Origin of the sequence: Enterobacter sp. A103 (assembly GCF_034427535.1) — a bacterium.
Lineage (GTDB): Bacteria > Pseudomonadota > Gammaproteobacteria > Enterobacterales > Enterobacteriaceae > Enterobacter > Enterobacter asburiae_B.
In genome coordinates, this window is sequence record NZ_JAXQPQ010000001.1 from 152,913 (window position 1) to 177,738 (window position 24,826).

General features: G+C 54.4%; 24 protein-coding genes and 1 pseudogene. 12 read left to right on the forward strand and 13 right to left on the reverse strand.

The features are described 5' to 3' along the window. The first annotated feature begins 187 nt into the window (after positions 1 to 187). From SPH27_RS00775 to SPH27_RS00790, 4 genes are all read left to right on the forward strand, one after another. Positions 188 to 580, forward strand: a complete 393-nt coding sequence (locus tag SPH27_RS00775; RefSeq protein ID WP_182071209.1) for a hypothetical protein — start codon at positions 188 to 190, stop codon at positions 578 to 580. Positions 581 to 643: 63 nt separating this feature from the next. Then, positions 644 to 1,180 carry a hypothetical protein gene (locus tag SPH27_RS00780; protein ID WP_182071210.1) on the forward strand — a complete coding sequence of 179 codons (537 nt, stop codon included), beginning with the start codon at positions 644 to 646 and terminating at the stop codon, positions 1,178 to 1,180. A 246-nt stretch (positions 1,181 to 1,426) separates the two neighbouring features. After that, entirely contained in the window at positions 1,427 to 2,710 is a 1,284-nt protein-coding gene (locus SPH27_RS00785) for an SGNH/GDSL hydrolase family protein (RefSeq protein WP_182071211.1), read from the forward strand. Between the two features lie 89 nt (positions 2,711 to 2,799). Continuing rightward, complete coding sequence (locus tag SPH27_RS00790) at positions 2,800 to 3,822, forward strand: acyltransferase family protein (protein ID WP_182071212.1); 1,023 nt, start codon at positions 2,800 to 2,802, stop codon at positions 3,820 to 3,822. A 480-nt stretch (positions 3,823 to 4,302) separates the two neighbouring features. Here SPH27_RS00790 and SPH27_RS00795 read toward each other — a convergent pair. The 7 genes and pseudogenes from SPH27_RS00795 to SPH27_RS00825 all read right to left on the reverse strand — a co-directional run. Then, positions 4,303 to 4,740 (reverse strand): annotated as a pseudogene (locus SPH27_RS00795) (SOS response-associated peptidase family protein); the annotation flags it as partial. A 311-nt stretch (positions 4,741 to 5,051) separates the two neighbouring features. Beyond that, positions 5,052 to 5,234 carry a hypothetical protein gene (locus SPH27_RS00800; RefSeq protein WP_014883604.1) on the reverse strand — a complete coding sequence of 61 codons (183 nt, stop codon included), beginning with the start codon at positions 5,232 to 5,234 and terminating at the stop codon, positions 5,052 to 5,054. Positions 5,235 to 5,379: 145 nt separating this feature from the next. Then, positions 5,380 to 6,132, reverse strand: coding sequence for a fumarate/nitrate reduction transcriptional regulator Fnr (gene fnr / locus SPH27_RS00805; RefSeq protein ID WP_006174991.1), 753 nt, complete (start codon positions 6,130 to 6,132; stop codon positions 5,380 to 5,382). Positions 6,133 to 6,315: 183 nt separating this feature from the next. Then, positions 6,316 to 6,831 carry a methylated-DNA--[protein]-cysteine S-methyltransferase gene (ogt, locus tag SPH27_RS00810; protein ID WP_039262722.1) on the reverse strand — a complete coding sequence of 172 codons (516 nt, stop codon included), beginning with the start codon at positions 6,829 to 6,831 and terminating at the stop codon, positions 6,316 to 6,318. 10 nt (positions 6,832 to 6,841) lie between these two features. Then, complete coding sequence (gene abgT / locus SPH27_RS00815; protein ID WP_029740288.1) at positions 6,842 to 8,368, reverse strand: p-aminobenzoyl-glutamate transporter; 1,527 nt, start codon at positions 8,366 to 8,368, stop codon at positions 6,842 to 6,844. A gap of 41 nt (positions 8,369 to 8,409) precedes the next feature. After that, complete coding sequence (locus SPH27_RS00820; protein ID WP_182071213.1) at positions 8,410 to 9,855, reverse strand: M20 family metallopeptidase; 1,446 nt, start codon at positions 9,853 to 9,855, stop codon at positions 8,410 to 8,412. Further along, positions 9,855 to 11,165 carry a M20 family metallo-hydrolase gene (locus SPH27_RS00825; RefSeq protein WP_207168158.1) on the reverse strand — a complete coding sequence of 437 codons (1,311 nt, stop codon included), beginning with the start codon at positions 11,163 to 11,165 and terminating at the stop codon, positions 9,855 to 9,857. Before SPH27_RS00825 ends, SPH27_RS00820 begins: the two co-directional genes overlap by 1 nt. A gap of 175 nt (positions 11,166 to 11,340) precedes the next feature. Between SPH27_RS00825 and SPH27_RS00830 the strand changes: the two genes are divergently transcribed. Both SPH27_RS00830 and smrA read left to right on the forward strand, forming a co-directional pair. Further along, entirely contained in the window at positions 11,341 to 12,252 is a 912-nt protein-coding gene (locus tag SPH27_RS00830; RefSeq protein ID WP_069302720.1) for a LysR family transcriptional regulator, read from the forward strand. 355 nt (positions 12,253 to 12,607) lie between these two features. After that, the gene (smrA, locus tag SPH27_RS00835; protein ID WP_047061681.1) at positions 12,608 to 13,171 is read left to right on the forward strand and encodes a DNA endonuclease SmrA; all 564 of its coding nucleotides are present in this window, start codon (positions 12,608 to 12,610) and stop codon (positions 13,169 to 13,171) included. Positions 13,172 to 13,198: 27 nt separating this feature from the next. Here smrA and tcp read toward each other — a convergent pair whose 3' ends face one another. After that, positions 13,199 to 14,860, reverse strand: coding sequence for a methyl-accepting chemotaxis citrate transducer (gene tcp, locus SPH27_RS00840; RefSeq protein ID WP_182071215.1), 1,662 nt, complete (start codon positions 14,858 to 14,860; stop codon positions 13,199 to 13,201). A 144-nt stretch (positions 14,861 to 15,004) separates the two neighbouring features. On the opposite strand from tcp, the gene SPH27_RS00845 reads away from it, so the two are divergent. Further along, on the forward strand, positions 15,005 to 15,871 hold the full coding sequence (locus tag SPH27_RS00845) for an aldo/keto reductase family oxidoreductase (RefSeq protein WP_048976938.1): 867 nt from the start codon (positions 15,005 to 15,007) through the stop codon (positions 15,869 to 15,871). Positions 15,872 to 15,916: 45 nt separating this feature from the next. Here the strand turns inward: SPH27_RS00845 and SPH27_RS00850 are convergent, their stop codons facing one another. Continuing rightward, positions 15,917 to 16,117, reverse strand: a complete 201-nt coding sequence (locus SPH27_RS00850) for a hypothetical protein (protein WP_023311485.1) — start codon at positions 16,115 to 16,117, stop codon at positions 15,917 to 15,919. A 287-nt stretch (positions 16,118 to 16,404) separates the two neighbouring features. On the opposite strand from SPH27_RS00850, the gene umuD reads away from it, so the two are divergent. Continuing rightward, positions 16,405 to 16,839 (forward strand): translesion error-prone DNA polymerase V autoproteolytic subunit, encoded by a 435-nt coding sequence (gene umuD / locus SPH27_RS00855; protein ID WP_029740280.1) that lies wholly within the window; start codon positions 16,405 to 16,407, stop codon positions 16,837 to 16,839. Next, positions 16,823 to 18,085: a translesion error-prone DNA polymerase V subunit UmuC gene (umuC, locus tag SPH27_RS00860; RefSeq protein WP_207168159.1), complete on the forward strand. Its 1,263-nt coding sequence runs from the start codon at positions 16,823 to 16,825 to the stop codon at positions 18,083 to 18,085. Before umuD ends, umuC begins: the two co-directional genes overlap by 17 nt. A gap of 12 nt (positions 18,086 to 18,097) precedes the next feature. On the opposite strand, the gene SPH27_RS00865 is transcribed toward umuC, so the two are convergent. Together SPH27_RS00865 and SPH27_RS00870 are read right to left on the reverse strand one after the other, a co-directional pair. Continuing rightward, positions 18,098 to 18,367, reverse strand: a complete 270-nt coding sequence (locus SPH27_RS00865) for a hypothetical protein (protein ID WP_182071217.1) — start codon at positions 18,365 to 18,367, stop codon at positions 18,098 to 18,100. A gap of 83 nt (positions 18,368 to 18,450) precedes the next feature. Beyond that, positions 18,451 to 19,338, reverse strand: a complete 888-nt coding sequence (locus SPH27_RS00870) for a LysR family transcriptional regulator (RefSeq protein WP_182071218.1) — start codon at positions 19,336 to 19,338, stop codon at positions 18,451 to 18,453. Between the two features lie 97 nt (positions 19,339 to 19,435). On the opposite strand from SPH27_RS00870, the gene SPH27_RS00875 reads away from it, so the two are divergent. Further along, entirely contained in the window at positions 19,436 to 20,491 is a 1,056-nt protein-coding gene (locus tag SPH27_RS00875) for an SDR family oxidoreductase (protein ID WP_182071219.1), read from the forward strand. Positions 20,492 to 20,530: 39 nt separating this feature from the next. Here the strand turns inward: SPH27_RS00875 and SPH27_RS00880 are convergent, their stop codons facing one another. After that, the gene (locus tag SPH27_RS00880) at positions 20,531 to 21,511 is read right to left on the reverse strand and encodes an NAD(P)H-dependent flavin oxidoreductase (protein ID WP_039262705.1); all 981 of its coding nucleotides are present in this window, start codon (positions 21,509 to 21,511) and stop codon (positions 20,531 to 20,533) included. 135 nt (positions 21,512 to 21,646) lie between these two features. On the opposite strand from SPH27_RS00880, the gene SPH27_RS00885 reads away from it, so the two are divergent. Beyond that, entirely contained in the window at positions 21,647 to 22,531 is an 885-nt protein-coding gene (locus tag SPH27_RS00885; protein WP_096150494.1) for a LysR family transcriptional regulator, read from the forward strand. On the opposite strand, the gene SPH27_RS00890 is transcribed toward SPH27_RS00885, so the two are convergent. Continuing rightward, positions 22,503 to 23,957, reverse strand: coding sequence for a PLP-dependent aminotransferase family protein (locus tag SPH27_RS00890; protein WP_182071220.1), 1,455 nt, complete (start codon positions 23,955 to 23,957; stop codon positions 22,503 to 22,505). The two genes, SPH27_RS00885 and SPH27_RS00890, sit on opposite strands and share 29 nt — an antisense overlap. 96 nt (positions 23,958 to 24,053) lie before the next feature. Here SPH27_RS00890 and SPH27_RS00895 point away from each other — a divergent pair, with 96 nt between their 5' ends. Further along, positions 24,054 to 24,821: an arylamine N-acetyltransferase family protein gene (locus SPH27_RS00895; protein ID WP_182071221.1), complete on the forward strand. Its 768-nt coding sequence runs from the start codon at positions 24,054 to 24,056 to the stop codon at positions 24,819 to 24,821. The last annotated feature ends 5 nt before the right edge of the window (positions 24,822 to 24,826 follow it).

The following is a 24,826-nucleotide window of genomic DNA, read 5'->3' on the forward strand; positions in this document are numbered from 1 at the left end:
AAACTTAGTTGCTGATTTGCAGACAACGCTAAACCTTCTTTTCCCAGGAAAAGCTACTGTTCGCAATAAAGCATTACCGGGCACAAATCTTGAATCATTTCTTAATGGTACTGATGGAGGCCTTGAACATTTGATTCTCGAATGGCTGCCTCAGACGCACTGGTTATATTCAGTAACCATTGTCTGAATGACTGTAAATCATATCAAAGCGATGAGCATGAGTATAAAGAGAATCTTTATAAATGGGTTTATAGTCAGGAAATATAACAAAATACCCGTAATAGTCACTCCATCTATCATATCACCAACAAATGATGGAAAAGAGTATCAACAGAAGCGCATGCCTGAATTTATTCAGGCACAGCGTAATGTAGCTTCTGAGATAAATGTCGACTTGGTTAATAATTTCTACTACTCCTATAAAACATCGCGCATGTATAAAATTACTGATATTGCAGGTGACGGTGTTCACTTGACCCAGGCTTCATACCAGGCTGCTGGGAGAAATTTAGCTATTCCCCTTCTTGAACCACACTTTTTAAATAAACCTGGAGACCTGAGCGGACTTGCCGCATCTTAGTGGAAAGACACGATTACCAATGCACGCGCTATCTTTAAAGTTGACTCACGATTTGGCTCTGTCTTGTCAGGTGATTCAATAGCTACGTCACAGAATATTTATTATCCAGTTGTTCTGGATAACCCAACCGACGATACAACTATTGCATTCGGTGGGCTGCAGGGTACCGATGGCGGATACGGTGTATTCACGTATTCGGGGGCCAACGGTGACGCAAGATTTAGCGGGATTATTGACTTTAAACGTTCAAATTCTCAGGATTATGGCGCCTTCTTTATTCCTAAAATATGTAAGCTAGGTGCTGGGTTGCATATTCTAGGGGCGCTTTCTAGCATGGGTTTAAACGGACTGAACTTCGCTTTTGGTGGAGCTATACTTTTACCTCGTCGGGAAGTTAGTGCTGACTACCCAGACGGAACAGTCAGAACCCAGTTCAGGTTAATTTGTACAGGAGATGAGATTCGTTTTTCTGCTTATTTTGCAAAAGATGCTAGCAGTCAAGTCGTGTTTTCATTAAAGGGGAACTGTATACAGATACATCAAATTCGCTTGCAATTAATAATGCCCTTGGTGTGCTCACCATGGTTGCTGGAGGCGTAACTACTAATATGGGAACGCTAACTCAAAGCGGTTTCCAGGATTGCAGGATAGTACTCAATGATGATCGGACAATTAGCGTTAGCGTTGGCGGATTTTCAGCCACATCGACAGCTATGAGCGCTTCCTTACCTACGTGCTACGTGTCTTCACTTGGAGTATACAATGTAAGAAAACCATAGCATTGTGATTTGACTGTGTTGTTATACGTTGTAGAATCCCAGCCAAATGTTTTGGTTGGGATTCCACATGTCAATTTCTAGAAGAAAGCTGCTTTCAATGGCAGCACCGGCAGCTTTGGCCGCAGGCGCTGCTCCTCAGGCATTCGGTGGCAAAAGTAAAAAAACTGTGTCAGCACCAGCAAGCCTCATGAGGGCTTCAAGAGCAGCGAATTTACTCGCGGATGGAAAGAAAGTTGCTATAGCCTGCTTCGGTGACTCCACTATGTGGGGATCCATGCCTGGCGCTACTACGACCAAGAATTACTCTAACCCACCGAATTCCTTGCAACTTGCGCTTGATTTAATTTATCCAGGTCTTACTACCGTTTCAAATAATGCAATACCTGGCACTACAATAAAAAAATTACTTAACGGGACAGATGGTGGGGTAGGTTCATATGAGGACAGATTATCCAAGTCTGACGCTCTTGTGATTTATTGTAACCACTGTCTGAATGACTGTAACTCATATCAAAGCGATGAGCATGAGTATAAAAGTAATATCATGGAGTTTGTGAATATTACAAGGCGGTACGGAAAGATACCTGTAATAGTGACACCTTCGGTGATATCACCGATTAGAGATGGCAAAGAATTTATGATGAAGCGCATGCCTGCATTTATTCAGCCACATCACGCTGTGCCTGCATTTATTCAGGCACAGCGTGATGTGGCTGCATTTATTCAGGCACAGCGTGATGTGGCTGCGGAAATGAACGTCGATTTGGTTGATAATTTCTACTATTCACTTAAAACTAGCAGAATGATACCAGCAAATAAGATCAATGGGGATGGTGTTCACCTGACAGATTCTGCTTATCAAAATGCAGGTTGGAATATGGCTATACCATTAGTATTGCCAAATAAGTTGATTAATAATTACGATCTGTGTGGCCTTTCTACAACTCAATATTATGATAAAATTAAACATTCGAGAGCGATATGGGATGTTGAGAACAGATTTGGTTCTGTTCTAACTGGTGATTCTCTTCCTGAGAAGCAGATCATAAACTTCCCACTGTTGCTTGACTCGCCGACAGACCATTCTACACTGTCCATATGCGGTTTCACTAGCGAGGCAGGTGGCATTTCGAATATCACCTACTTTGGGAAAAGTGATGACTTGAGATACTCTGGAAAGATTAACTACAAAATTTCCAGTGGTTTAAAACATGACCAAGTATTCAATTCAGAAAAATGCTTTCTTTCAGCAGGTTTTCACATTATAGGAATTGAATCTTCAAACGAGATAGGCAGTGGAAACTTTAACTTTGCAGGCGTTCAGCTTTGCCCGAAACCATCAAATGCATAATCTAGAGATGGCGCTTTAGAGCGCCATTTATTATGTCAAATTGCAATAATTCATTGTTAAAACAGTAAGATAAATAGAGGCATTCTTTTGTGCGCAAAAATAACTTTGATATCCTGAGGCTCATGCTGGCGTTAACAGTCATGTTTTTCCATATTGGAGGGCTAACTGGTAACGGACTTCTTAAGCTGGCGCCTGGAGATCTGGCTGTAAAATGCTTTTTTGTCATAAGTGGTTATTTGATAAGCAAAAGCTATCTGAAGAACAGTAATCTGTACGAATACTCGAAGTCACGCTTTCTCAGAATATACCCTTTATATTTTATGTGCGTAACCTCTTGCTTTTTCATTGGAATGTTTTTGTATTCTAGTGGAGCGATGGCGTATCTCCAGGATGGAGCAGCAAAGTATCTTGTGGCAAACCTCGCATTCCTTAACTTCATACAACCAGACCTGCCAGGGCTTTTCGTCGATAACCTCAAAAATAGTGCTGTCAACGGATCGTTGTGGACCATTAAAATAGAAGTTATGTTCTATATATCCGTGCCAATAATTTATGGAATTATTGCGAAGGTTTTTGGCAAAAAAATAACTGTTGCTGTTATTGCATTGCTGTCCCTGTTATCAGCAATTGCTATTGAGATCATCGTGGATAAGTATGGATTGAGCGAGTCTTTAAAAAATCAACTGCCATCCCTTATGATATTCTTCATGGCTGGTGCAGCATTGAACTTTTTCACACCATCATTCTTAAATGTTAAATATCTGCCATTGCTTTTGGTTGCGCTATATTTCTGCGATAGTCATATCTTAGGTAAGATTATCTATCCTTTTGTTGTTGCAGCATTTGTTTATATAATCGCATTCAAGACAAAACCTATATCAATTCATGATAGAATTGGCGATTTGTCCTATGGGGTATATATTTTCCATTATCCTGTTATTCAGTTTATGTATCATTTTGGAATGTATAAGAACTTCTATATAGGGTTCGTTTCAACTATTGTTACCGTTTTAGTACTGGCATATGCGAGCTGGCATTTAATGGAGAAAAGGCTTACATCTCATAATAAAAAAGAAAAAACCATTCCGAACTCTGTTTCTGACGCAGTTTAACGTTTAAATAGGCTATTCCCCTCCAACATTTTTATAGGGGGGATGCCTCTCCCTTCTTGTCATAGCCTCGTAAGTGTAATCCTTCCTTTCTGTTATCAAAATATCTATTGCTAACAACGAGTTATATCTTTCGTGCAATTAAAGTGTTGGCCTATTCGTATTGCTGTATTGATTAATTATTTATTTAAAACCACTGTGCTTATAGACAGTATTTGTGCGGAGGTGAGATGCAGCAGGAACATGGTCCGCTAATGCAGTAGACGTTAGCGATGATACATGGAAGGAGTATTCTACATGCACGCAAGGTTTTATCATCGGATGCTTCAGCCATGCATGTCTGGATTAATAAACCGGCGTCCTCCAATCTTGAATTGAGAAAGGCCGCACTAACAGATTTAAGTAACAAATATAAAGAAGACAGTTATTTTCTTAATATGGCATGTGTTGCAGTAGCCGTGCCTGACGCATCCACTCCCGGGCCGCTTCATCGCTGCGCTCAAATGGTGTGCTGCCGATCGCTGCCATAAATATTGGCTGGCCGTCGGCACGGTGAATGAAGTAGGGCTGTTTCTTGTCGCCTTTCTTCTTCCATTTGAACCATCCATCTGCAAAGCCGATCGCCTGGCCATGCTGCCACAAAGGTTTAAACATTCGACTGGTGGCCGCAGTTTCGACGCGCGCGTTAATCAGTGGCGGTTTATCCCACCACCCGGGCGCGTAGCCCCAGAATACCGGATCGAGGTGCAGCTGCTCATCGTGTTCGCTTAACAGCAAAACTTTGGTGCCGGGCGCCACGTTGTAACGGCCAATAGGTTCCGGGTCATAGGCAATGTCACGATCGGCTTCGTCGGCCAGGTAAGCCAGATATTCTTCACGGGTTTGGGCTTGTGCAAAACATCCACACGTAGAAACCTCCAGTCAGTCAGACTGAAAATATAGGGCAGGGAGAAAAAGTAGCGCGCGTTGGTTAAGTCTTACAAACGGATTCGTAGTGATTATGGTGATGGCAAAGGTAGGCGTAAAGCTGCGAGTTAAAAAAACTGGACGGAGCTACGCAAAAGATGAGGAATTTGGGGGCGGTTTGCTATTGGGGGCTAATGTGGGGGCGACAAATTAACCGATATACTCCTATATTATCCTAATGTTATTGGAAGTATGTCATTGATATTTATATGAGTTATTGAGCGTGCGAAAATTATGATTTCCACTCAATATTTCATGAAAATTTTTCAGAGGAAAAGTACCGTCGTCGTCACCGCGATAAACGCAATAAACAGCAGCACCATCACCGCTATCGCAAAGGTCGTGGAGTCCTGGACGTAGGTTTTTTCTTCCCCCTTCATCGGGCCGACAAGCATGATCCAGATGAAGATAAAGGTCACAGAGGCAATCACGACTGAAACGAAAAACAAACTTTCTCTCAATTCATAACCTCAACGAGAACCTTTCGGGCGCTGTGTGGGGACGTGCTACGGTGAAAATTTCTTGAAACGGAAGTGATTACACCAGACCAATAAATCACAAGAATTTATGGTCTGGTCATCAACATGCGGAGAGTTACGCCACGTTGCGGGCGTGCCCGGCAAGAACGGCAAGCGCTTCACCGTTTTCGATAGTGATGTATTTACCTTTAACGGCCAGCATCCCGCTTTTCTGGAAACGGCCGAGCAGACGGCTGATGGTTTCCACGGTCAGGCCCAGGTAGTTGCCGATATCGCCACGCGTCATCGTCAGACGGAATTCACGCGGCGAGAAGCCACGCTCGGCGAAGCGGCGGGAGAGGTTGTAGATAAACGCGGCCAGGCGCTCTTCAGCGTTCTTTTTAGAAAGCAGCAGAATCATGTCCTGATCGCCTTTGATCTCACCGCTCATCAGACGCATCATCTGCTGACGCAGGTTAGGCATCTTACCGGACAGATCGTCCAGGGTTTCAAACGGGATTTCGCAAACCATTGAGGTTTCGAGTGCCTGAGCAAAGCTCGGGTGATGGCCCGTGCCGATGGCATCAAAGCCCACCAGGTCACCCGCCAGATGGAAGCCGGTGATCTGCTCATCACCCTGTTCGGTGATGGTGTAGCTTTTGATGGTGCCAGAACGGATAGCATAGAGCGATTTCAGTTCGTCTCCCGCTTTAAACAGCGTCTGCCCTTTCTGAATAGGCTTTTTGCGCTCGATGATATTATCAAGCTGATCGAGTTCATGCTCATTCAGGGTAAACGGGATACAGAGCTGGCTGATGCTGCAATCCTGGCAATGGATAGCACAACCGCCAGACTGAATGCGTCGTATAATTCGCTTTTCCGGGATCATAGGTTTGCTCAAGCCTTAATTGATATTGGTCAATTTTAACATCTTTTTGGTAAGTACGTAAGCCTGACAAACCCTCAATAAGGACAAGAGACGGCAACGTGCCGCCATCTTCTTGAAATTCCACAGCTTGATTATGGATTTTTAGCCTAACCGGTAGAAAATTAAGCACAAAAAGCCTGGGAGCTAGAGCAGGAGATACCCTTCGTGACGCAGCAACCACTCTTTTCGCTGCACGCCGCCGGCATAGCCTGTCATGGTACCGTTGCGGCCAATGACGCGATGGCACGGCACCACGATGCTGACCGGGTTAGAGCCGTTGGCGGCACCCACCGCGCGTGCGGCGCCTGCGCGGCCTAGCTGTTCCGCGAGCTGGCCGTAATGCATCACCTGCCCGCAGGGAATGGACCGCAGCGCCTGCCACACTTCGCGCTGAAAAGGGGTGCCTGCCGTGGCGGTTGGCAGAGTATCAATGATGCTGAGATCGCCTTCGAAGTAGGCCGCAAGCTTGTCGCTCAGCCCGCCCGGGTTGGTGGCGCGGATACGTTCATACCCCTGCGAGCGGTAGTGAACATTGAGCAGTTCTTCCATCCGGTCGCTGTGCTCTTCCCATTCGACGGCGCGCAGGCAGAACTGCTCGTCCGCGATCACCCATAGCGGCCCGAGCGGCGTCGCAATCTTATCTTCGAGTAATCTCAGCATCCTCATTCCTTTAGTTCAGCCTCGGGTAAATCCCCGGCCCAATCGGCAGGCCGACAAGATACCATGCCACCAGCATCACCAGCCATACCCCTAAAAAGATAAGCGGGTAGGGTAGAACCAGCGAATAGTAGGTACCCAGTTTGGCCTCGGGTTTATAGCGCTGCAGGAAGCCTAAAAACAGCGGAACAAACGGCGAAACCGGCGCCAGCGGAATCACCGAGGAGTCCGCGATGCGGAACAGGATCTGGGCAAACGCAGGATGAAAACCCAGCATCATAAACATCGGTACGAAGATCGGGGCCAGAATCGACCAGATGGCGGAGCCGCTGGCGATAAACATGCACAGCAGGGATGACAGCAGCGCCAGGCCGACAAACGCCGGTACGCCGCTTAGCCCGGCAGCCTCCAGCGCGTCGGTCAGGCCCACGGCCATAAACTTGCCCATGTTGCTCCAGTTAAACATCGCCACAAACTGCGCCAGCGGGAACACCATCACGATAAATCCCGCCATCTCTTTCATCGGCTCGATCATCAGCTGCGGCAGATCGCCCTGACGGCGGATCTTACCGGTCGCGATACCGTAGGCGAGCGAAACGACAAAGAAGAAGAGGATAATCAGCGGCACGATGCCCTGAATAAACGGCGACGGCAGGACGGTATGTTTAACCGGATCGCGCAAGATGCCGTTTTCCGGCACCACCATCAGCGCCACCAGCGCGATAAAGGCCAGCGAGACAACGCCCGCCACGCGCAGGCCGAAGCGCTGCTCTTTGCTCAGGGTTTCCAGCTTTTCATCGCTACGGCCTTCCCATTTACCCAGCCGCGGCTCGATGATTTTATCGGTAATCAGCCCGCCGACAATCGTCAGGACAATCACTGAGCTCGCCATAAAGTACCAGTTGTCAATCACGCTGACGTGCATGGCCGCATCAATGGTCTTCGCCGCCTCCGTGCTGATGCCAGAGAGCAGCACGTCGGTGGTGACGATCAGCAGGTTAGCGGTAAATCCGCAGCCCACGCCCGCAATCGCCGACAGCAGGCCTGCCACGGGATGACGCCCGACGGCGAGGAAAATCAGCGCCCCCATCGGCGGCATGATCACCAGCGCGGCGTCGGAGGAGATATGGCTGAAGAAGGCGATAAACAGCACCATATAGCTGGCGTAACGCGCGCTGACGTGAGAAGCCATCTTCACCATTAATGCGGGCAGCAAGCCCACGCGTTCCGCCAGCCCGGCGCCCAGCACCAGCGCCAGAATGGCGCCCAGCGGGGCGAAGCCGCTGAAGTTTTTGATGACGTTGGGTAAAAACCAGTGCAGCCCGTCAACGCTGAGCAGGTTTTTCACCGCCACCAGGCTGCCGTCGGCCGGGCTGCGCACGCTCACGTCAAAGGCGGAGAGCACGGCGGTGGCGACCATTAAAATCACAATCAGATAGATAAACAGCAGGAAAGGGTGCGGCACTTTATTGCCGATCCTTTCAACCCAGCCATAGAGCTTACCGGATGGGGAATGCGAAGGTATGGATGACATACTCATGGGCGTTCCTCGGGAGTGTTGTGTTGTTGTGTTGTGTTTTTTTATTTTAAAGGTGACGGTGTCACGCCCTGTGGGATCGGACACACGTACGGTTTTTCTTGTGTTTGTTGTTCGAACTCTTCACGGCATTTTTTCAGCAGCGCCGCGTCCTGCAGCAGATTGAGCGCGGTTGCGCCCATCACTTTTCCGGCCAGCAGCATGCCTTTGTGGGCAATGGAGGTACGGCCCTGCGCCACCAGTTGCCAGGTGTGCAGCGGCGTGCCGACGGTAAAGCAGGGGCTGAAGCACTGGGCGACCGGCATTTTCCAGCTGACGTCGCCCACGTCGGTTGAACCCGCCAGCACATTGTCGGTGGTGGCATAGGGCGCGACTTCATCCACCAGCAGTGTCTCCTGATGACGCCGGGCAAAGGCTTTACCCGCGTCTCCCCCCGTTGCGGCAATATTTTTCAGGCTGTTTTGCAGATCGTTGGGCGTCAGGGTGGCGCGGATCTCGCGGGCGAAGGCGCGTTCTTCCTCCGTCCAGAGCGGCGTGCCGTAGTGCTGCAACGCGCGATACATCGCCGCTTCAAGCGTGCGGTTCGGCAGGTAGCTGGAGCAGGCTTTATCAAAGCGGCACTCGACGGTGGTTTCGGTCATCATCGCTGCGCCCTGGGCGATTTTCTCGATGCGTTCGTAGATCTGCTGCGCATCGGCCATCTCCGGGGCGCGGATCAGGTACAGCACCTCCGCCTGCGCCTGCACCACGTTGGGCGAAATCCCGCCGGTGTCGGTGATGGCGTAATGGACGCGCGCTTTCTCAATGATGTGTTCGTTAAGGAAGTTGGTGCCGGTGGTCATCAGCGTCACGGCGTCGAGCGCGCTGCGTCCCAGATGGGGGGAGTTGGCCGCGTGTGCCGCCACGCCGTGAAAACGCCAGGCTGCCTGAATATTCGCCAGCGTGCTGACGTTAAACATCCCGGCGAAGGCTTCCGGGTGCCAGGTGACGGCGGCATCGACGTCATCAAACAGGCCTTCGCGCACCATAAAGGTTTTCCCGGAGCCACCTTCCTCGCCGGGACAGCCATAAAAACGCACCGTTCCGCTGCCGCCGTGCTGCTCCAGCCAGCTTTTCACCGCCACCGCGCCCGCAAGCGCCGCGGTGCCTAAGAGGTTATGCCCGCAGCCGTGGCCGTTGGCTCCCGGCGTGTCGGATTGCGCCGTCGCGCAGTGCGCCTGCTGGCTTAGCCCGGCCAGCGCGTCGTATTCGCCCAGCAGGGCGATGACCGGTTTCCCGCTGCCGAAGCTGGCGATAAAGGCATTTGGAATACCGCCGGCCTCGCGCGTCAGCGTGAAGCCCTCGGCCTCAAGCTCGCTGGCGAGCCGCTCGGCGGACCAGAACTCTTCAAAGCGGGTTTCAGGACGATCCCAGATCGCGTCGGCAATATCGGTTAACGTCCGACATCGCATGTCGATCGCATCGGCAATAAAAGCGTAGTTCTCCTGCATTACACACCTCGCGTCCACGGGAAATTGAGCGCAGTTCGCGCCAGCGTTTCAATGGCAATCGCCATGACCTGCTCATCGAAGTCGAATTTTTCGTTGTGATGTCCGGCGCTCAAATCCGTGCCGAACACCATATAGGACGCCATGCCGCCGTTCTCCTGCACGCGGGCCATCATCAGCGTGGCGTCTTCGGAACCCGCTGGCGCTTTCACCTTGTCGATGGCGTGAATAACCCCGGAAACCTGGCTCGCCTGTTCGCGCAGGTAATCCACCCACGCCGGTGTCGGCGCGCTGGACGTCGCGGCACCCATCAGGCGCATTTCGGCGCGCACGCCGTAGAGCGCCGCTGCGCCGGTAATGACCGCCTGCGCGCGTTCAAAGACGTACTGATTAATCGCTTCGCTTTCACCGCGGGTTTCAACCTTTATCAGGGCATTGGCGGGCACTACGTTGCGTCCGCTGCCCGCCTGCATCACCCCGACGTTTACCCGGGAGGCGCCGTCGCTGTGCGGGGCGATGCTGTGCAGGGCGAGGGCGGCCTGCGCGGCGGCGAGCAGGGCGTTACGTCCGTCCTCCGGCTTACCGCCCGCGTGTGCGGCAACGCCGGTAAAGTTCACGTCGAACTTGGTGGTGGCCATAAAGTTATCGCTGCCGCAAATCACCGTTCCGGCAGGGACGCCGGTACCAATATGAATAGCCGTGAAATAGTCCACGTCGTCCAGCGCGCCGGCGGCAACCATGGCGCGCGCGCCGCGGGTGCCTTCTTCGGCTGGCTGGAAGATCAGCTTGATGGTGCCGTTGAGCTGCGCGCCATTCTGCTTAAGCACCTGCGCCAGCCCCAGACCAATAGCGGTGTGGCCGTCGTGCGCGCAGGCGTGCATCATGCCCGCGTTGCAGGAGGCAAACCCGTCGCGGAACGGGCGATGGCTTTCATCCAGCGCTTCGCTTAAGTCAAGGGCATCCATGTCGACGCGAAACGCCAGCGTCGGTCCAGGGCGGCCGGTATTGAGGGTCGCCACCATGCCGGTAAACCCGCCTTCAAACGGCGCCAGCCATTTCTCAGGCGCGCCCTGCGCCCGCGCGCGGGCAAACTCCTGCGCCAGGGTAGCGGCATCGGGCAGCCCCATCCGGCTTTCGGCATCGACGACGTCGCGGCCCATCGCCAGTTCGTAGCCCAGCGAGTCGAGGATTTCCGCGACTTTCGCGGCCGTTCGAAACTCTACCCAGCCGGATTCCGCGAAATGGTGAAAATCGCGACGCCATGCGCTCAGCTGCGGGGATAGTGTCTGGATGTACTGCGCCAGTGTGTCCATATCTGTTCCTGTCATCATTAAAATATGTGAACTGCTTCACGCTGTGATAGTTTTTACTTATCACTAACCGATTTTTCACAGTTTTAACCGTTCAGGAATTACCCTCGCACATCCCTTTCCATTAAAGTAGATGACAGTTTCTTTACTCTGATAAACAACGGTTATCGGTCGGGCTATGACATTCCAGATTAAATTTCATCAAATCCGGGCGTTTGTTGAGGTTGCGCGTCAGGGCAGCATTCGCGGTGCCAGCAGGACGCTGAATCTTTCCCAGCCGGCGCTGACCAAATCCATCAAAGAGCTGGAGGAGGGCATGGCGGCGCAGCTTTTCGTGCGCAGGAGTAAGGGCGTCGCGTTGACCGAATGCGGTGAGGGCTTTTACCAGCGCGCCAGGTTGATTCTGGAAGAGCTGCGCGCGGCGCAGGATGATATCCGTCAGCGGCAGGGGGAGCTGGCCGGGCAGATCAACATCGGGATGGGGGCCAGCGTTTCACGCACGCTGATGCCCGCCGTTATCACCCGCTTTCATGCGCAGCATCCGCAGGTCAAGGTGCGGATTATGGAAGGGCAGCTGGTATCGATGATCAATGAATTACGCCAGGGCGAGCTGGACTTCACCATCAACACCTATTATCAGGGACCTTACGACCAGGAATTTACGTTTGAAAAGCTCTTCGAAAAACCGTTTGCGGTATTTTGTCGGGAAGGTCACCCGGCAATGGGGGCAACGTCAATTAATGAACTTCTGCATTATAACTGGACAATGCCGACGCCGCGGGGAAGTTATTATAAGCAATTAGAGGAGGTATTTAGTCATCGTTCGCAAATACCGCGAATTGGTGTGGTTTGCGAAACATTTTCTTCCTGTATTAGCCTGGTCGCGCAAAGTGATTTTTTAAGCATATTGCCGCAGGAGCTAGGCTGTGACCCGCTGCTGGCACACCGTCTGGTCATGCTGCCGGTTGTCGAATCGCTTCCTAAAGCAACCTATTATTTAATTCAGCGCCGTGATTCACGTCAGACGCCCCTTGCTGAGTCATTAATTACGCAGTTCAGAAGGGAAGCGAGAAAAATAATCGTCGCGTGAAATGCAGATTAAAAAAAACAGGATCTGCCCGACATCAGACAGACCCTATAGTACACACAGCAGTGCGTCCTTTCGCCAATCCTGGGTATTATTTCCATGAGGCAGGTATATTTAGGTATAACACCTTTTCTGAAAAATGAAAGGCGGGCGAGTGATTGATTTCACGAAATTTTAACATAAATCACGTATTTTACCTTTGCTGAAATTTTAGTTAAGTCTTATTTAAATCTATTTAATAATTACTATATATATTCATCAGGTTAATATTATTGCCGCGCATTGCCCCGTAACGGTGATTGAGGCCGGTCTCCGGCGCAGGTATAGTACAGTCCTCAGATGCAGCCGGAGGATGTCCATGAACCCTGACGACAAATCATTTTTTCTTGACGCCATGGAAGATGTCCAGCCCCTGAAGCGCTGCGCGGATATTCACTGGCAGCCCAGCCGCAATACGCGGACGCGCGAGGAGGTGGATAGCGAACAGCTGGATAACTTCCTGACGCTGGATTTTCTTGACATGCTTCCCCTGGAAGAACCGCTGGCGTTCCAGCGCGAAGGGGTACAGCAGGGCGTTATCGATAAGCTGCGCTCGGGGAAATATGCCCGCCAGGCCAGCTTAAACCTCCTGCGTCAGCCCGCCGAACGCTGCCGTCAGATGCTCTATTCTTTTATTCGCCAGGCCGGACGCGACGGGTTACGCAATCTGATCATCATTCACGGGAAAGGGCGCGAGCAGAACTCGCATCCCAACGTGGTGCGCAGCTATCTGGCGCGCTGGTTAACGGAGTTCGAGGAAGTGCAGGCCTTCTGCGTGGCGCTGCCGCATCACGGCGGCAGCGGGGCATGTTATGTTTCACTGCGAAAATCAGATGAGGCAAAACGGGATAACTGGGAGCGGCACGCCAAGCGCAGCCGCTAGCGGGCGATCTTCTCGCCCGCCTGAGACTTAGAACGTTTCCCAGTTGCTGTCGGTGGAGGCGGTTGTCGTTGCCGGACGCAGCAGCTGTGGCGTTTTCAGACTGGCGGGGCGTGGGGCGACCGCTTTTTCTTTGCCGTTCAGACGAAACGCCGCTACCGCCTGGCGCAGCTGCTCGGACTGATCTTCCAGTGCCGCAGCCGCCGTGGCGGACTCCTGCACCAGCGCGGCGTTTTGCTGCGTCACGCTGTCCATCTGCGAAACGGCCAGGCTCACCTGCTCAATACCGCGGCTCTGCTCGTCAGAGGCTGATGAAATCTCACCCATGATATCGGTCACGCGGGTGACGGCGGCGACAATTTCCTTCATGGTGGTGCCAGCCTCGCTAACCTGCTCAGAACCGGTATTCACCCGGCTGACGGAGTTCTCGATAAGCCCTTTGATCTCTTTCGCCGCCTGCGCGCTGCGGCTCGCCAGCGTACGGACTTCGCCTGCAACAACCGCAAAACCACGGCCCTGTTCCCCGGCGCGTGCCGCTTCCACCGCTGCGTTAAGCGCCAGAATGTTGGTCTGGAACGCGATGCTGTCGATCACGCCGGTAATATGCGCAATTTGCTGCGAACTGTCGGCGATTTCGTTCATGGTGCGAACCACGTTATCCACGACGTGACCGCCGCGCGCGGCCGTTTCAGAGGCGTTTTTCGCCAGCAGCGTGGCCTGACGGGCGTTATCGGAGTTCTGCTTAACCGTCGCAGTCAGCTCTTCCATGCTGGCGGCGGTCTCTTCGAGCGAGGCGGCCTGCTGCTCGGTGCGGGCGGAAAGATCGTTGCTTCCCGCGGCAATTTCGCCTGCGCCGGTGTAGATGGAATCCGTACTTCCCCGTACGGCGCTGACGGTGGTCACCAGCGACTGCTGCATCTCATGCAGGCCCGCGGCCAGCTGGCCCATCTCGTTGCGACCGGAGATAGCGATCTCTTGCGTCAGGTCGCCCCCTGCAATGGCGCGAATATGGTTCATAATGGAGTGGAGGGGTTTTAACAGCAGGTGCTGTAAACCCTGCCAAATGACCACCAGAACCGCGATAACGGCCAGCAGAATCGTTGCCAGCGTCCACTGCATCTGCGTGAAGCTGCTCTGGTTCTCTTCGGTTGCGGCCTTCAGCAGGGTGTTGTTTTCGGCGCGCCAGCGGTTATAGACCGCTTCCATCTCGTCCTGCGCCTGCTGGGCATCCAGATCGCCATAGGCCTGGTAGTTGTCGGCACGCAGATACTCAATCGATAAGCGCATCACTTCGTGCATCTGGTTCCAGGACTTCTGCATCTCGTCGGTTAATGCCGCCTCCTGGCCGTTAACCTGCGGCAGCTTCTGCCACTCTTTGTTATAGGCTTCGGCTTTTGCCAGCGAGTCGGCTGCGGTGCCAAGCAGTTTATTGATCGCCGCAAGGGAAGCCGGGTCGCGCTGGTTTTTCAGGTAGCGGATCGCCACGCGGGTGACGGTGACGCGCGTTTTCACCAGCGTGTTCACGCTGTCGCTCAGGCTTTCCTGCTGGGCATTGAGCACGCCGGAATTCTGGAAGTTATGGCGATCGTTGCTGACGGCAGAGTAGAACAACCCTCCCGTGACAACTTGCAACAGACAGAATATGGTGAGGGCAAAGATAATACCGGTAATCACGTGCAAATTTTTCAGCATAGCGGTCGTCCGTTAGAAAGGATGCAGAGGTACACCAATACTATCGTCGTATAGAATTTAAACTTTAATTTAACTCGCGCTTAACTAAGGGCTCCGGTAAGGAACCTGTTGTAAATCCGGATCATTTTTATGAGGAAGGTTAACATGAGCAGCATTGATAAAAGCGGGACGTACGCGCTCGGGACGCGGACGGTAAAACGACTGGGCTACGGTGCGATGCAGCTCGCCGGGCCGGGCGTCTTTGGTCCACCGAAGGATAAGCAGGCCGCGCTGGACGTGCTGCGCGAAGCGGTGGCGGCGGGGGTGAACCACATTGATACCAGTGATTTTTATGGTCCTCATGTCACTAACCAGCTGATCCGCGAGGCGCTTCACCCTTATCGGGACGATCTGACGCTCGTCACCAAGATTGGCGCCCGTCGCAACGACAAAGGTGCCTGGCTGCCGGCCTTTTCCGCGCAGGAACTGACCCAGGCGGTGCATGACAACCTGCGTAATCTGCAGCTGGACGTGCTGGACGTGGTGAATCTCAGAATCATGTTTAGCGCGCACGGGCCGGCGGAAGGGTCAATTGCTGAACCGCTCTCCACCCTGGCCGAATTACAGCAGCAGGGTCTGGTGCGTCATATTGGCCTGAGCAACGTCACGGCCACCCAGGTTGCGGAAGCCCAGAAAATGGTTCCGGTGGTGTGCGTGCAGAACATGTACAACATTGTGAACCGGGGTGACGACGCGCTGGTGGATCTGCTGGCGCAGCAGGGGATCGCGTATGTGCCGTTCTTCCCATTGGGAGGCTTTACGCCACTGCAATCTTCCGGGCTGAAGGCCGTCGCGGATTCACTGGGCGCAACGCCAATGCAGGTTGCGCTGGCATGGCTGCTGCAGCGTTCCCCGAATATTCTGCTGATCCCAGGCACCTCTTCCGTAGCGCATCTGCGGCAAAACCTCGCGGCGGGGGAGCTGCGTTTGCCGCCTGAAGCACTGGAAACGCTGAATTCGCTGAGGGATTAAAAGTGACACGCGCAAAGCCTGGAGGGTGCTTCCGGCTTTGCGCGCTTAGGCTCCTGTCTGACTTTTCTGCCTGTGAAGCGCTAACGCTTCCGCCACAATCTCCTGCTTGCTCTTACGCGTCTCAAAGGCGGTGGTTCTGATGTACTCCATCAGATCGGGATCGATGCGGGCGCTCAGCATCCTGAGATCGGCCTCCTTTGCCAGACCGCGTGCAACACGCTTGTCTGGATAGTCACGGGCTGGCATTGAAAATATTCTCCAGTAAGTCTTGTTAATTCGTGCCGTAAAATATGCTTTTATCTGACTTTAAAGTCAACATGTAGTTATTGCATAGTGATGTTATTTTTTATAAGTCATAAACTAGATGACTTTTATATGACTTGTGCTGTCAGGCCTGTTAACGGCGGGCAATGTTGCTAAATTAAAACCGCTCAAACTTCAACGCGTTTGGGTTCGCCTTTGGAAATGACCTTGATCCTTGTCCATAATCCGTAATACTGTATTTATATACAGTACCTGGCGAGAAAGGCATTATGGACACTCTCTTTTCTTATCACCCAAAACAAGACATTGAATTACCTTTGTTTTTAGAACGCGTTGCCTGTGGTTTCCCCAGCCCGGCGCAGGATTATGTGGAGGATCGTCTCGATCTTAACCGTCTGGCAGTCAGACACCCCAGTGCGACCTATTTTATCAAGGTGAGTGGAGACTCCATGATTGGGGCGGGGATCGGCGACGGCGATCTGCTGGTGGTCGATCGTTCGTTAAATGCCGAACATGGGGATATCGTCGTGGCGTCGGTCGCCGGTGAGTTTACGGTGAAAGAGCTACAGACCCGTCCGGTTCTGAGACTTCTGCCGCATAATGCCCGCTATCAGCCGATTACCTTTCAGTCCGAAGAGGAGCTGCAGATCTTCGGCGTCGTCACCCACACCCTCAAAACGCATAAACATGTTCGCGCTGGTTGATGTGAATAGCTTTTACGCCTCCTGCGAGAAGGTGTTCCGCCCCGATCTGCAGGGGAAACCCATCGTGGTGGTGTCCAATAACGACGGCTGCATCATTTCATTGTCGCGGGAGGCAAAGCAGTTCGGCATAAAAATGGGTGAGCCGTATTTTAAATTCAAAGAAAAACTATACCCGTCAAAAGTTTACGTCTTTAGCTCGAACTATGCGCTGTATGCCGATCTCAGCAGTCGGGTCATGCAGACGCTGACCGATCTCGCCCCGGCAATAGAGATTTACTCCATCGATGAGGCGTTCGTGAACGTTTCAGGAGTCAGTCACTGCCTGTCACTGGAAGCGTTCGGTCACCAGATGCGCACAGAGGTCTTTAAAAATACGGGCTTAACCGTTGGCGTCGGTATTGCCCCGACCAAAACGCTGGCGAAGCTGGCCAACTATGCGGCGAAACGCTGGGCCAGCACGGGCGGCGTGGTCGATCTCTCAGGCCGCGAGCGGCAGCGTAAGCTGCTGGAAAAGGTTCCGGTAGAGGAGGTGTGGGGAGTAGGGCGGCGCATCACGAAAAAGCTCAACGCTATGGGGATCACCACGGCGCTGGAGCTGGCGGAAGCGTCGTCCTGGGTCATCCGTAAACATTTCAACGTGGTACTGGAGCGTACGGCCCGCGAGCTGCGCGGTGAGCCCTGTCTTGATCTGGAGGAGTTCACCCCCACCAAGCAGCAAATCATCTGTAGCCGTTCGTTTGGACACCGTATTACGCAATATGAAGAGATGCACCAGGCCATTTGCGCCTACGCGGAACGCGCTGCGGAAAAACTGCGCGGCGAGCATCAATACTGCCGTTTTATCAGCGTATTTGTGCGCACCAGCCCGCACGCGGATAACGAAATTTATTACGGCAATCAGGCTTCCGTCACCCTGATGACGCCCACCAATGACTCGCGGGATATCATCCGCGCCGCCACGGAGGCGCTGGGGCGTATATGGCTCGACGGATATCGCTATATGAAAGCCGGGGTCATGCTGGCGGACTTTTTCAGCAGCGGCGTCGCCCAGCTTAATTTGTTTGACGATAATCGTCTGCGCGCCAACAGCGCGGCGCTGATGGAGATGATGGACAGCGTAAATCATTCCGGCAAAGGGAAGATATGGTTTGCCGGGCAGGGTATTGAGAAATCGTGGGCGATGAAGCGTGAGATGCTGTCACCGGCCTATACGACGCGGTACGCCGATTTGCCGGTGGCGAAGTAGAAGATGGTTGCGTTATTTCTTTTGCACCAACCAGGTTGCCGCAGCCGTCAGCACGCCAATCCACGGCATTTGGCCCGCACCGGCCAGAAAGTTATGGCGATCGATCTCGTTATTTTTACGGATATCAGCAAGGCGGGTAAGCGCCTCTTTTTCATCCGCGGCGCCAATCTCCTCAAACTGTTTTTCAAACCCCTGAGCGATGAGCTGAGCGGCCGCATCGGTGTTTGCGCTCTCGATCGCAATGAGGTTCGGGCCTTTTTGGAAAAAACGGTAATCCGGCATAAGTGCTCCAGAAAGAGGAGGATACGGTAAAAACACTCTATTCCTGACGGTTAAAAAATGCACGTGATTTACTGCGGAAACAATCAGTTTTTCTTCAGTATTTCAGGCAGCAACTGCTCAATCACGCTGACGACCTTTCTGACGCGCTGCGGAATAAAGCGGGCGTCAGGGTAGACGGCATAGAGGAAGCGATCGGGTAACCGCCAGTCGGGCAGCACCGGTACCAGCGTGCCCGCCTGCAGTGCCCCGGCCACGAGCGGTCGCTGCATGCCGCCGATACCCATGCCGGATTCCAGCGCCTGCAGCAGCGCGTCGCTGGTGTTGGCACGGAAAACGGTATTCACGTTGATCTCGACCGTTTCCTCGTCGGAAATCAGGCGCAGAGGGGCATCCAGCGGAACACCGCTGAACCGTACGTGTGGCAGCGTGGTCAGCTCGCTGACGGCGTGTACCGCCTGAAAACCGGGAGCGGCAAACAGCGCGGCTTCAATACGCGCCAGCACGCGAGCCGCGTGCGCCTGCGGAGGCTCACTGCTCAGCCGTATCGCGACATCCACGCCCTCCGTCACCAGATCGGCAAGGCGGTCATCCAGGGAAATCATCAGCTGCAGTTCGGGATGCAGGTGCTGCAGCGCCAGCAGATGCGGCAAAATGATCTGCCCCAGGCCGCTCGGCAACTGGACATGGACGCGTCCCTGAACGCGATGATCGGCAGGATGTAAACGCCTTTCCGCTTCCCCCATAGCGTCCAGCACAAGCTGCATATCACGCCGGTAACGTTCACCCTGTTCGGTCAGCTTCATCGTACGCGTCGTACGGTGCAGCAGCACCACGCCAAGCTCATCCTCAAGTGCCGCGATCTGTTGACTGACGGCTGACTGCTTAATGCCGGTCTGACGGGCGGCCGCCGAAAACGAGCCCGCTTCAGCGACGCGTAGAAAGGTAGAAATGGCGGTGAGCTTATTATTCATTTAATGATTCTGCTTATAAGTGCCATCGGTTTCAGGGGGTATCTCCAGAAAAAATAATAGATCACACTGCGTCTGTCACCCTTTGCGGAGAAACACCATGAATAAGATGCAGCAACACAACGTCGCCCTGGTCGCGGGGGCCAGCGGCATTGTCGGCAGACAGCTGGTCAACACGCTCCTGCACCATCAGTGGGAAGTGATCGGCCTCAGTCGCCGCGAGGTAACCCATCCGGACGGCATTCCCATGGTGAACGTCGATTTACTGGATGCGCAGGACACCGCAAGGGCGCTGCACGCCCTGAACGGTGTTACCCACATCTTTTACAGCGCCTGGGCGAACGCGGCGAACTGGACGGACATGGTTGAGCCGAACGTCACCATGCTGCGCAATCTGGTCAGCACCCTCGAAAAAACGGCACCTTTGCAGACGGTCAGCCTGATGCAGGGGTACAAAGTCTATGGTGCGCATCTGGGGCCGTTTAAAACCCCGGCGCGGGAAAGCGATCCCGGCGTGCCGGGTGCCGAATTTAACGCCGCGCAGCTCGCGTGGCTCAGCCAGTTTCAGCGGGGGAAAGGCTGGCACTGGAATGCTATCAGGCCGGGCGTGGTGGGGAGCCCGGTACCGGGTAATGCCATGAACCTTGCGCTGAGCATCGCCCTGTACGCCTCCCTGTGCAGGGCGCAGGGTTTACCGCTGCGTTTTCCCGGTTCGGAACAGGCCTGGCACAGCATCGTTGACCATACCGACGCCGGGCTGCTGGCAGAGGCAACGCTGTGGGCCGCTGCGTCACCTGCGGCACAGAATCAGGCGTTCAACGTGAACAATGGCGATATCTGGCGCTGGAGCGAGCTATGGCCGCGCATCGCACGCTGGTTTGAACTGGACTCTGCGCCGCCGGTGAGGCTGTCGTTTTATCAGCTGTTTAACGACTATCGCGGCGTATGGCGCGAGCTTGCCGAAGAGCGGCTGGAGGAAGCGGATATTTTGCAGCTGAGCGACGGGCATTTTGCCGATTTTGTCTTTGGCTGGAATTACGACATGTTTGGTGACGGGAGCAAGCTGCGCAGGGCGGGCTTTACGCAAATGCAGGCGACCGATGAGATGTTTTTCAGCCTGTTCGCGCAGCTGAGAGCCGCGCGGATTATTCCCTGATGAGCCGGGCGTCCTGGGGCAGGCCAGGACGCCGGGCACTTACTCAACCGTTAACGCATTCACAACCTCTGCCACGCTTTTCACGCTGCGGATGTTCCCAATCCCCGTGCCGAGTGCGATATAGCCTTCATCGGTATTATCTTCCAGCATGCCCAGGCGCAGGCCCCGTAATCCTCCCATCGCCTTGCCCAGCGCGTCGTTGCTTGCGCCAGCTTTATCCATCGCCGCCAGTTTTTCCGCCAGCTTGCCGGGAAGAGCGCGGTAATAATGGGGCACTGTGCGGAAAAGCAGCAAATCGAGACCGTTGGCGGCAACGATTTTCTCTTTGACCCCCTGCGGCACGCGGCTTTCTTCCGTGCTGATAAAGACCGACCCGGCAAAAACGCCTTCCGCACCCAATGCATGGGCCGCTCTGGCGGTGCGATTGTCGGTAATGCCGCCCGCGGCCATCACCGGAATGTGCTTCACGGCATCGGCAATCAGCGGCACGATGGAAAAGGTGCCAAGCACCGTTGCGGGTAACGTCCCGCCCTCATCAAAACCGGTGGCGACGATAATGTCAGCCCCCATTTCTTCTGCGAGGCGGGTGTTCTCAGGCGTTGGGTTGATGTCGCGGTAGATAATGGCGATACCCGCCTCTTTTAACTCGCTGAACAGGGAGGGAATAATGCTGCCTTCCCCGTAGCCCGTATACACCACGGCCCTGACGCCTTCGTCTTTCACCACCTGAAGAATAGGCCCAGTCCAGACGTCATTAACGGCCGTGGGGATCAGGTTCACGCCAAAGGGTTTCTCGGTCAGCCGTTTGGTTTTACGAATTTCTTCGCGCATTTTTTCGGCGGTTTCTTCCGGCGTGGAGACCGCGGTGTCGGCGGTTAAACCGGCATTGGGCCCCAGCACGCCGAGCCCTCCGGCATTGCTGACCGCTGCGACCAAGCGGGCATCGGTGAGCCAGGATAACGGCCCCTGAATAACAGGTTTTTCGATGCCCAGGATCTGACAAATACGGTTATTTTTCATAGCAGACTCTCCCTCACGTTTGAATGGGGAAGAGTGTAGGGCGGAGGATTGTTAGGAAAAATAGCCAAAAAGATTCATCACTGTTATAAAATTAATAACAATTATATTATTCTGCTCGCGGCAAAAGCATTCCTTATGCAAATAAACCTCTTTGAATCTATTCGAATTTTTATTGAAATTGTTGAGTCAGGCAGTCTTAGCCAGGCGGCGGAGAATCTGCAGATCCATCGTCCGGCAGTCACCAAAGCGTTACAGCTTCTGGAGCAGCACAGCGGCACCCGGCTACTGCAGCGCACAACGCGTCGGATTAGCCTGACCCCGGATGGGGAAGCCTTTTATCGCCGGAGTAAACCCCTGCTGGCGCAGGCGGACGAATTACTGGAGTCGTTTGGTACGGACCGGGCAATACACGGTCAGTTGCGTGTGGATATGCCGGTCTCTTTTGCCACGCAGCGGGTGATACCTAATCTGCCTGATTTTTATCGTCAGCATCCTGAGATCGACATCATTCTGAGCAGCTCTGACCGCCGTCGGGATATGCTGCGGGATGGCCTGGACTGCGTGCTGCGGGTGGGAGAGCTGGACGACGGCGAGTATATCGCGCGTAAAATCGGGAACATCAAAATCACGACCTGCGCCAGCCCGGCCTGGCTGGCAAAACACGGTACGCCAGAAACGCCGGATGATTTACGTAAGCATCAGGCCATCAACTGGATTAATAACCGCAGCAGACAAATTCATCCGTGGACGTTTACCACGCCAGAAGGCATCGCGGAAATTACCCTTCCCGGTAAGCTTGTCGTGGATAACTCCGAAGCTTACATCGCGGCAGGTCTGGCCGGGCTGGGGTTATTGCAGGGGATGAATCTCTTTCTCCAGCCTTACATTGACCGCGGTCTTCTGGTTGAAGTCCTGCCGGACTATCGCTCGCCGGACCGCAAGCTGTCACTGCTCTATCCACACCGCCACCTCTCCCGCAAGGTGCGGGTCTTTACCGAGTGGCTGGAGAGTCTGGTGTGAAAGCGGCCAGCTCGTGACACAGCGCGCCAATCTGTTCTACGGCGTTCAGCAGGCGGGGCGTGGGTTCGTTTGCGCAGTTCAGCCGCAGAAAGTGCGTTAACTCCGCGGCAGGGGAAAACAGGGGGCCAGGGCTGACGCCAATACCCAGCGCCAGCGCGCGACGGTGCACCTCCAGCGCGTTGACCCGCTGAGGCAGTTCAACCCACAGCAGGAAACCGGCAGCGGGCACGTTAACGCGCGTACCGGGCGGAAAGCTCGCCTTGACCTGCGCCACGACGGCGCGAACGCCCTCTGCGATCCGACGCTTCAGCCGCCGCAGATGGCGATCGTAGTCGCCGCTCGCCAGAACGTCGCTCGTCGCCGCTTCCAGCAGCGGGGCGCCAGCCCATTCTCCGGCCATGCGGGCCTGTAAGACCTGCGGGGAGTAGCGTCCGGCGGCGATCCAGCCGATTCGCCATCCGGGTGCAAGCGTTTTAGACAGGGAGCTGCAGTAAATCACATTCCCGCTCTGGTCGAACGCCTTGCAGGCCGGAGGGCGTTGCCCCTCGCCGACCAGGTCACCGTAAACATCGTCCTCAATTAAAGGAATTTCAGCCTCTTCAAGCAGGGCAACCAGTTCCTGCTTGCGCGCGACGGGCATGCTGGCACCCAAAGGGTTTTGCACGGTGGGCGAGGCCAGAACGGCCGCAGGGCGGTGGCAGCGAATGGCGTCCGCCAGCGGTTCCAGCAGCAGGCCTTCCACAGGGTCGGTGGGGATCGCTAAAGCCTTCAGGCCTAAATCCTCCAGCAGCAGGAGCGTGCCAAAGTAGGCGGGCTGCTCAATCGCCACGACATCGCCCGGCTGGCACACGGCCCGAAGGGCCAGGCGCAGCGCCTGCGTCGCGCCTGCGGTAATAATGAGATCGTCCGCGCCGAAACGGGCTCCCCACTGGGCAGAGCGCGCGGCAATCTTGCTTCGCAAATCCCGCCTTCCCGGAGGCAGGCTGTAGCTCTGTCCATGCGCGTCCAGACGACGGCCCGCAGAGTGCAACGCCCGCTGCAGGGCATCTCCCGGCAGCCACGCGGGATCGGGCAGGGCGGCGCCCAGCGGGATCAGCCGGGCTTCTGCACTGCTGAACAGCGACCGGGCCACGGCGGACAGGGTGACGGGGACCGGGCCCGGCAAGGAACGCGCGGGCTCCGCGCGCGGAGGCTGGCTGGTCTGACGGATGTAATAGCCTGAACGTGGACGCGCAACGATCAGCCCTTCAGCCTCAAGGCAGCGAAGGGCCTCCAGCGCCGTCGGAAGGCTAACGCGCTCGCGTTCGGCCAGTTTGCGCGCGGAGATCATCCTGTCACCGGCGCGCAGCGCGCCGGACGTAATGGTAAGACGCAGCATATCCGCAATACGGCGATAGTGAGGAGCGGACTGGGACGGGGCAGACATGGGTAACTGTTCAGGCTAATTTTCGATAAAACTGACTATACAGCCATTGATGCGCGCCATCTATAGTGTCCGGCATGTTCAGGACAAGGAGGCATTATGCACAGCAATAACTTCAACATTTCCACCTATTTCAACCGCATAAACTACACCGGACCGGCGGGTGCCGATACGGCCACCCTGCATGCGCTGATGCGCCATCAGCTCTTTTCCGTTCCCTTTGAGAATCTGGACGTGCAGGCGGGTAAAATTGTCTCGCTGGCGCCAGACGATATCGCCGATAAGGTGTTAACGCAGGGGCGCGGCGGCTACTGCTATGAGGTAAACGGGCTTTTTGCCATGGCGCTGGCGGCGTTAGGGATCCCTTACCGCTTCGTGGCGGCGCGCCCGATGTTCTACCCCGCGCGGCGGCCGAAAACCCACATGGCGATCGTCGCTGAGGTAGATAGCCGACAGTGGCTTTGCGACCTCGGGTTCGGCAGCTACGGCATTCGTGCGCCGATGGCGCTGGACACGCTTGATGTGGATATCACGCAGGATTTCGACACGTTTCGGCTAAGCCGCGGCGCGGAGGGTGAGTATCTGCTTGAGGCGAAGGTTGAGGGTGAATGGGCCCGGCAGTACGGCTTTGATCTCACCCCTCAGGAATGGATTGACTTCGTTCCGGCCAACTACCTTAACTCCACGCACCCGGATGCCATCTTTGTGCAGAAGCGGGTGGTGGTGCAACACAGCCCGGAGGGACGCCAGATTTTGCTGGGCGATATGCTGAAAACCATCACGGCGAACGGCACTGAAACGCGGAAACTGGCGGAGGAGGAAATCCGCCATGTCCTGAAAGACCGTTTTGCGCTGACCGCCGCGTAATCTGC

Coding starts and splice junctions, on each gene's coding strand:
- SPH27_RS00775 (WP_182071209.1), top strand. CDS start 188: ATGACTGTAAATCATATCAAAGCGATGAGCATGAGTATAAAGAGAATC.
- SPH27_RS00785 (WP_182071211.1), top strand. CDS start 1,427: ATGTCAATTTCTAGAAGAAAGCTGCTTTCAATGGCAGCACCGGCAGCT.
- fnr (WP_006174991.1), bottom strand. CDS start 6,132: ATGATCCCGGAAAAGCGAATTATACGACGCATTCAGTCTGGCGGTTGT.
- ogt (WP_039262722.1), bottom strand. CDS start 6,831: ATGCTGAGATTACTCGAAGATAAGATTGCGACGCCGCTCGGGCCGCTA.
- abgT (WP_029740288.1), bottom strand. CDS start 8,368: ATGAGTATGTCATCCATACCTTCGCATTCCCCATCCGGTAAGCTCTAT.
- SPH27_RS00820 (WP_182071213.1), bottom strand. CDS start 9,855: ATGCAGGAGAACTACGCTTTTATTGCCGATGCGATCGACATGCGATGT.
- SPH27_RS00825 (WP_207168158.1), bottom strand. CDS start 11,165: ATGGACACACTGGCGCAGTACATCCAGACACTATCCCCGCAGCTGAGC.
- SPH27_RS00830 (WP_069302720.1), top strand. CDS start 11,341: ATGACATTCCAGATTAAATTTCATCAAATCCGGGCGTTTGTTGAGGTT.
- smrA (WP_047061681.1), top strand. CDS start 12,608: ATGAACCCTGACGACAAATCATTTTTTCTTGACGCCATGGAAGATGTC.
- tcp (WP_182071215.1), bottom strand. CDS start 14,860: ATGCTGAAAAATTTGCACGTGATTACCGGTATTATCTTTGCCCTCACC.
- SPH27_RS00845 (WP_048976938.1), top strand. CDS start 15,005: ATGAGCAGCATTGATAAAAGCGGGACGTACGCGCTCGGGACGCGGACG.
- SPH27_RS00850 (WP_023311485.1), bottom strand. CDS start 16,117: ATGCCAGCCCGTGACTATCCAGACAAGCGTGTTGCACGCGGTCTGGCA.
- umuD (WP_029740280.1), top strand. CDS start 16,405: ATGGACACTCTCTTTTCTTATCACCCAAAACAAGACATTGAATTACCT.
- umuC (WP_207168159.1), top strand. CDS start 16,823: ATGTTCGCGCTGGTTGATGTGAATAGCTTTTACGCCTCCTGCGAGAAG.
- SPH27_RS00865 (WP_182071217.1), bottom strand. CDS start 18,367: ATGCCGGATTACCGTTTTTTCCAAAAAGGCCCGAACCTCATTGCGATC.
- SPH27_RS00870 (WP_182071218.1), bottom strand. CDS start 19,338: ATGAATAATAAGCTCACCGCCATTTCTACCTTTCTACGCGTCGCTGAA.
- SPH27_RS00875 (WP_182071219.1), top strand. CDS start 19,436: ATGAATAAGATGCAGCAACACAACGTCGCCCTGGTCGCGGGGGCCAGC.
- SPH27_RS00880 (WP_039262705.1), bottom strand. CDS start 21,511: ATGAAAAATAACCGTATTTGTCAGATCCTGGGCATCGAAAAACCTGTT.
- SPH27_RS00885 (WP_096150494.1), top strand. CDS start 21,647: ATGCAAATAAACCTCTTTGAATCTATTCGAATTTTTATTGAAATTGTT.
- SPH27_RS00890 (WP_182071220.1), bottom strand. CDS start 23,957: ATGTCTGCCCCGTCCCAGTCCGCTCCTCACTATCGCCGTATTGCGGAT.
- SPH27_RS00895 (WP_182071221.1), top strand. CDS start 24,054: ATGCACAGCAATAACTTCAACATTTCCACCTATTTCAACCGCATAAAC.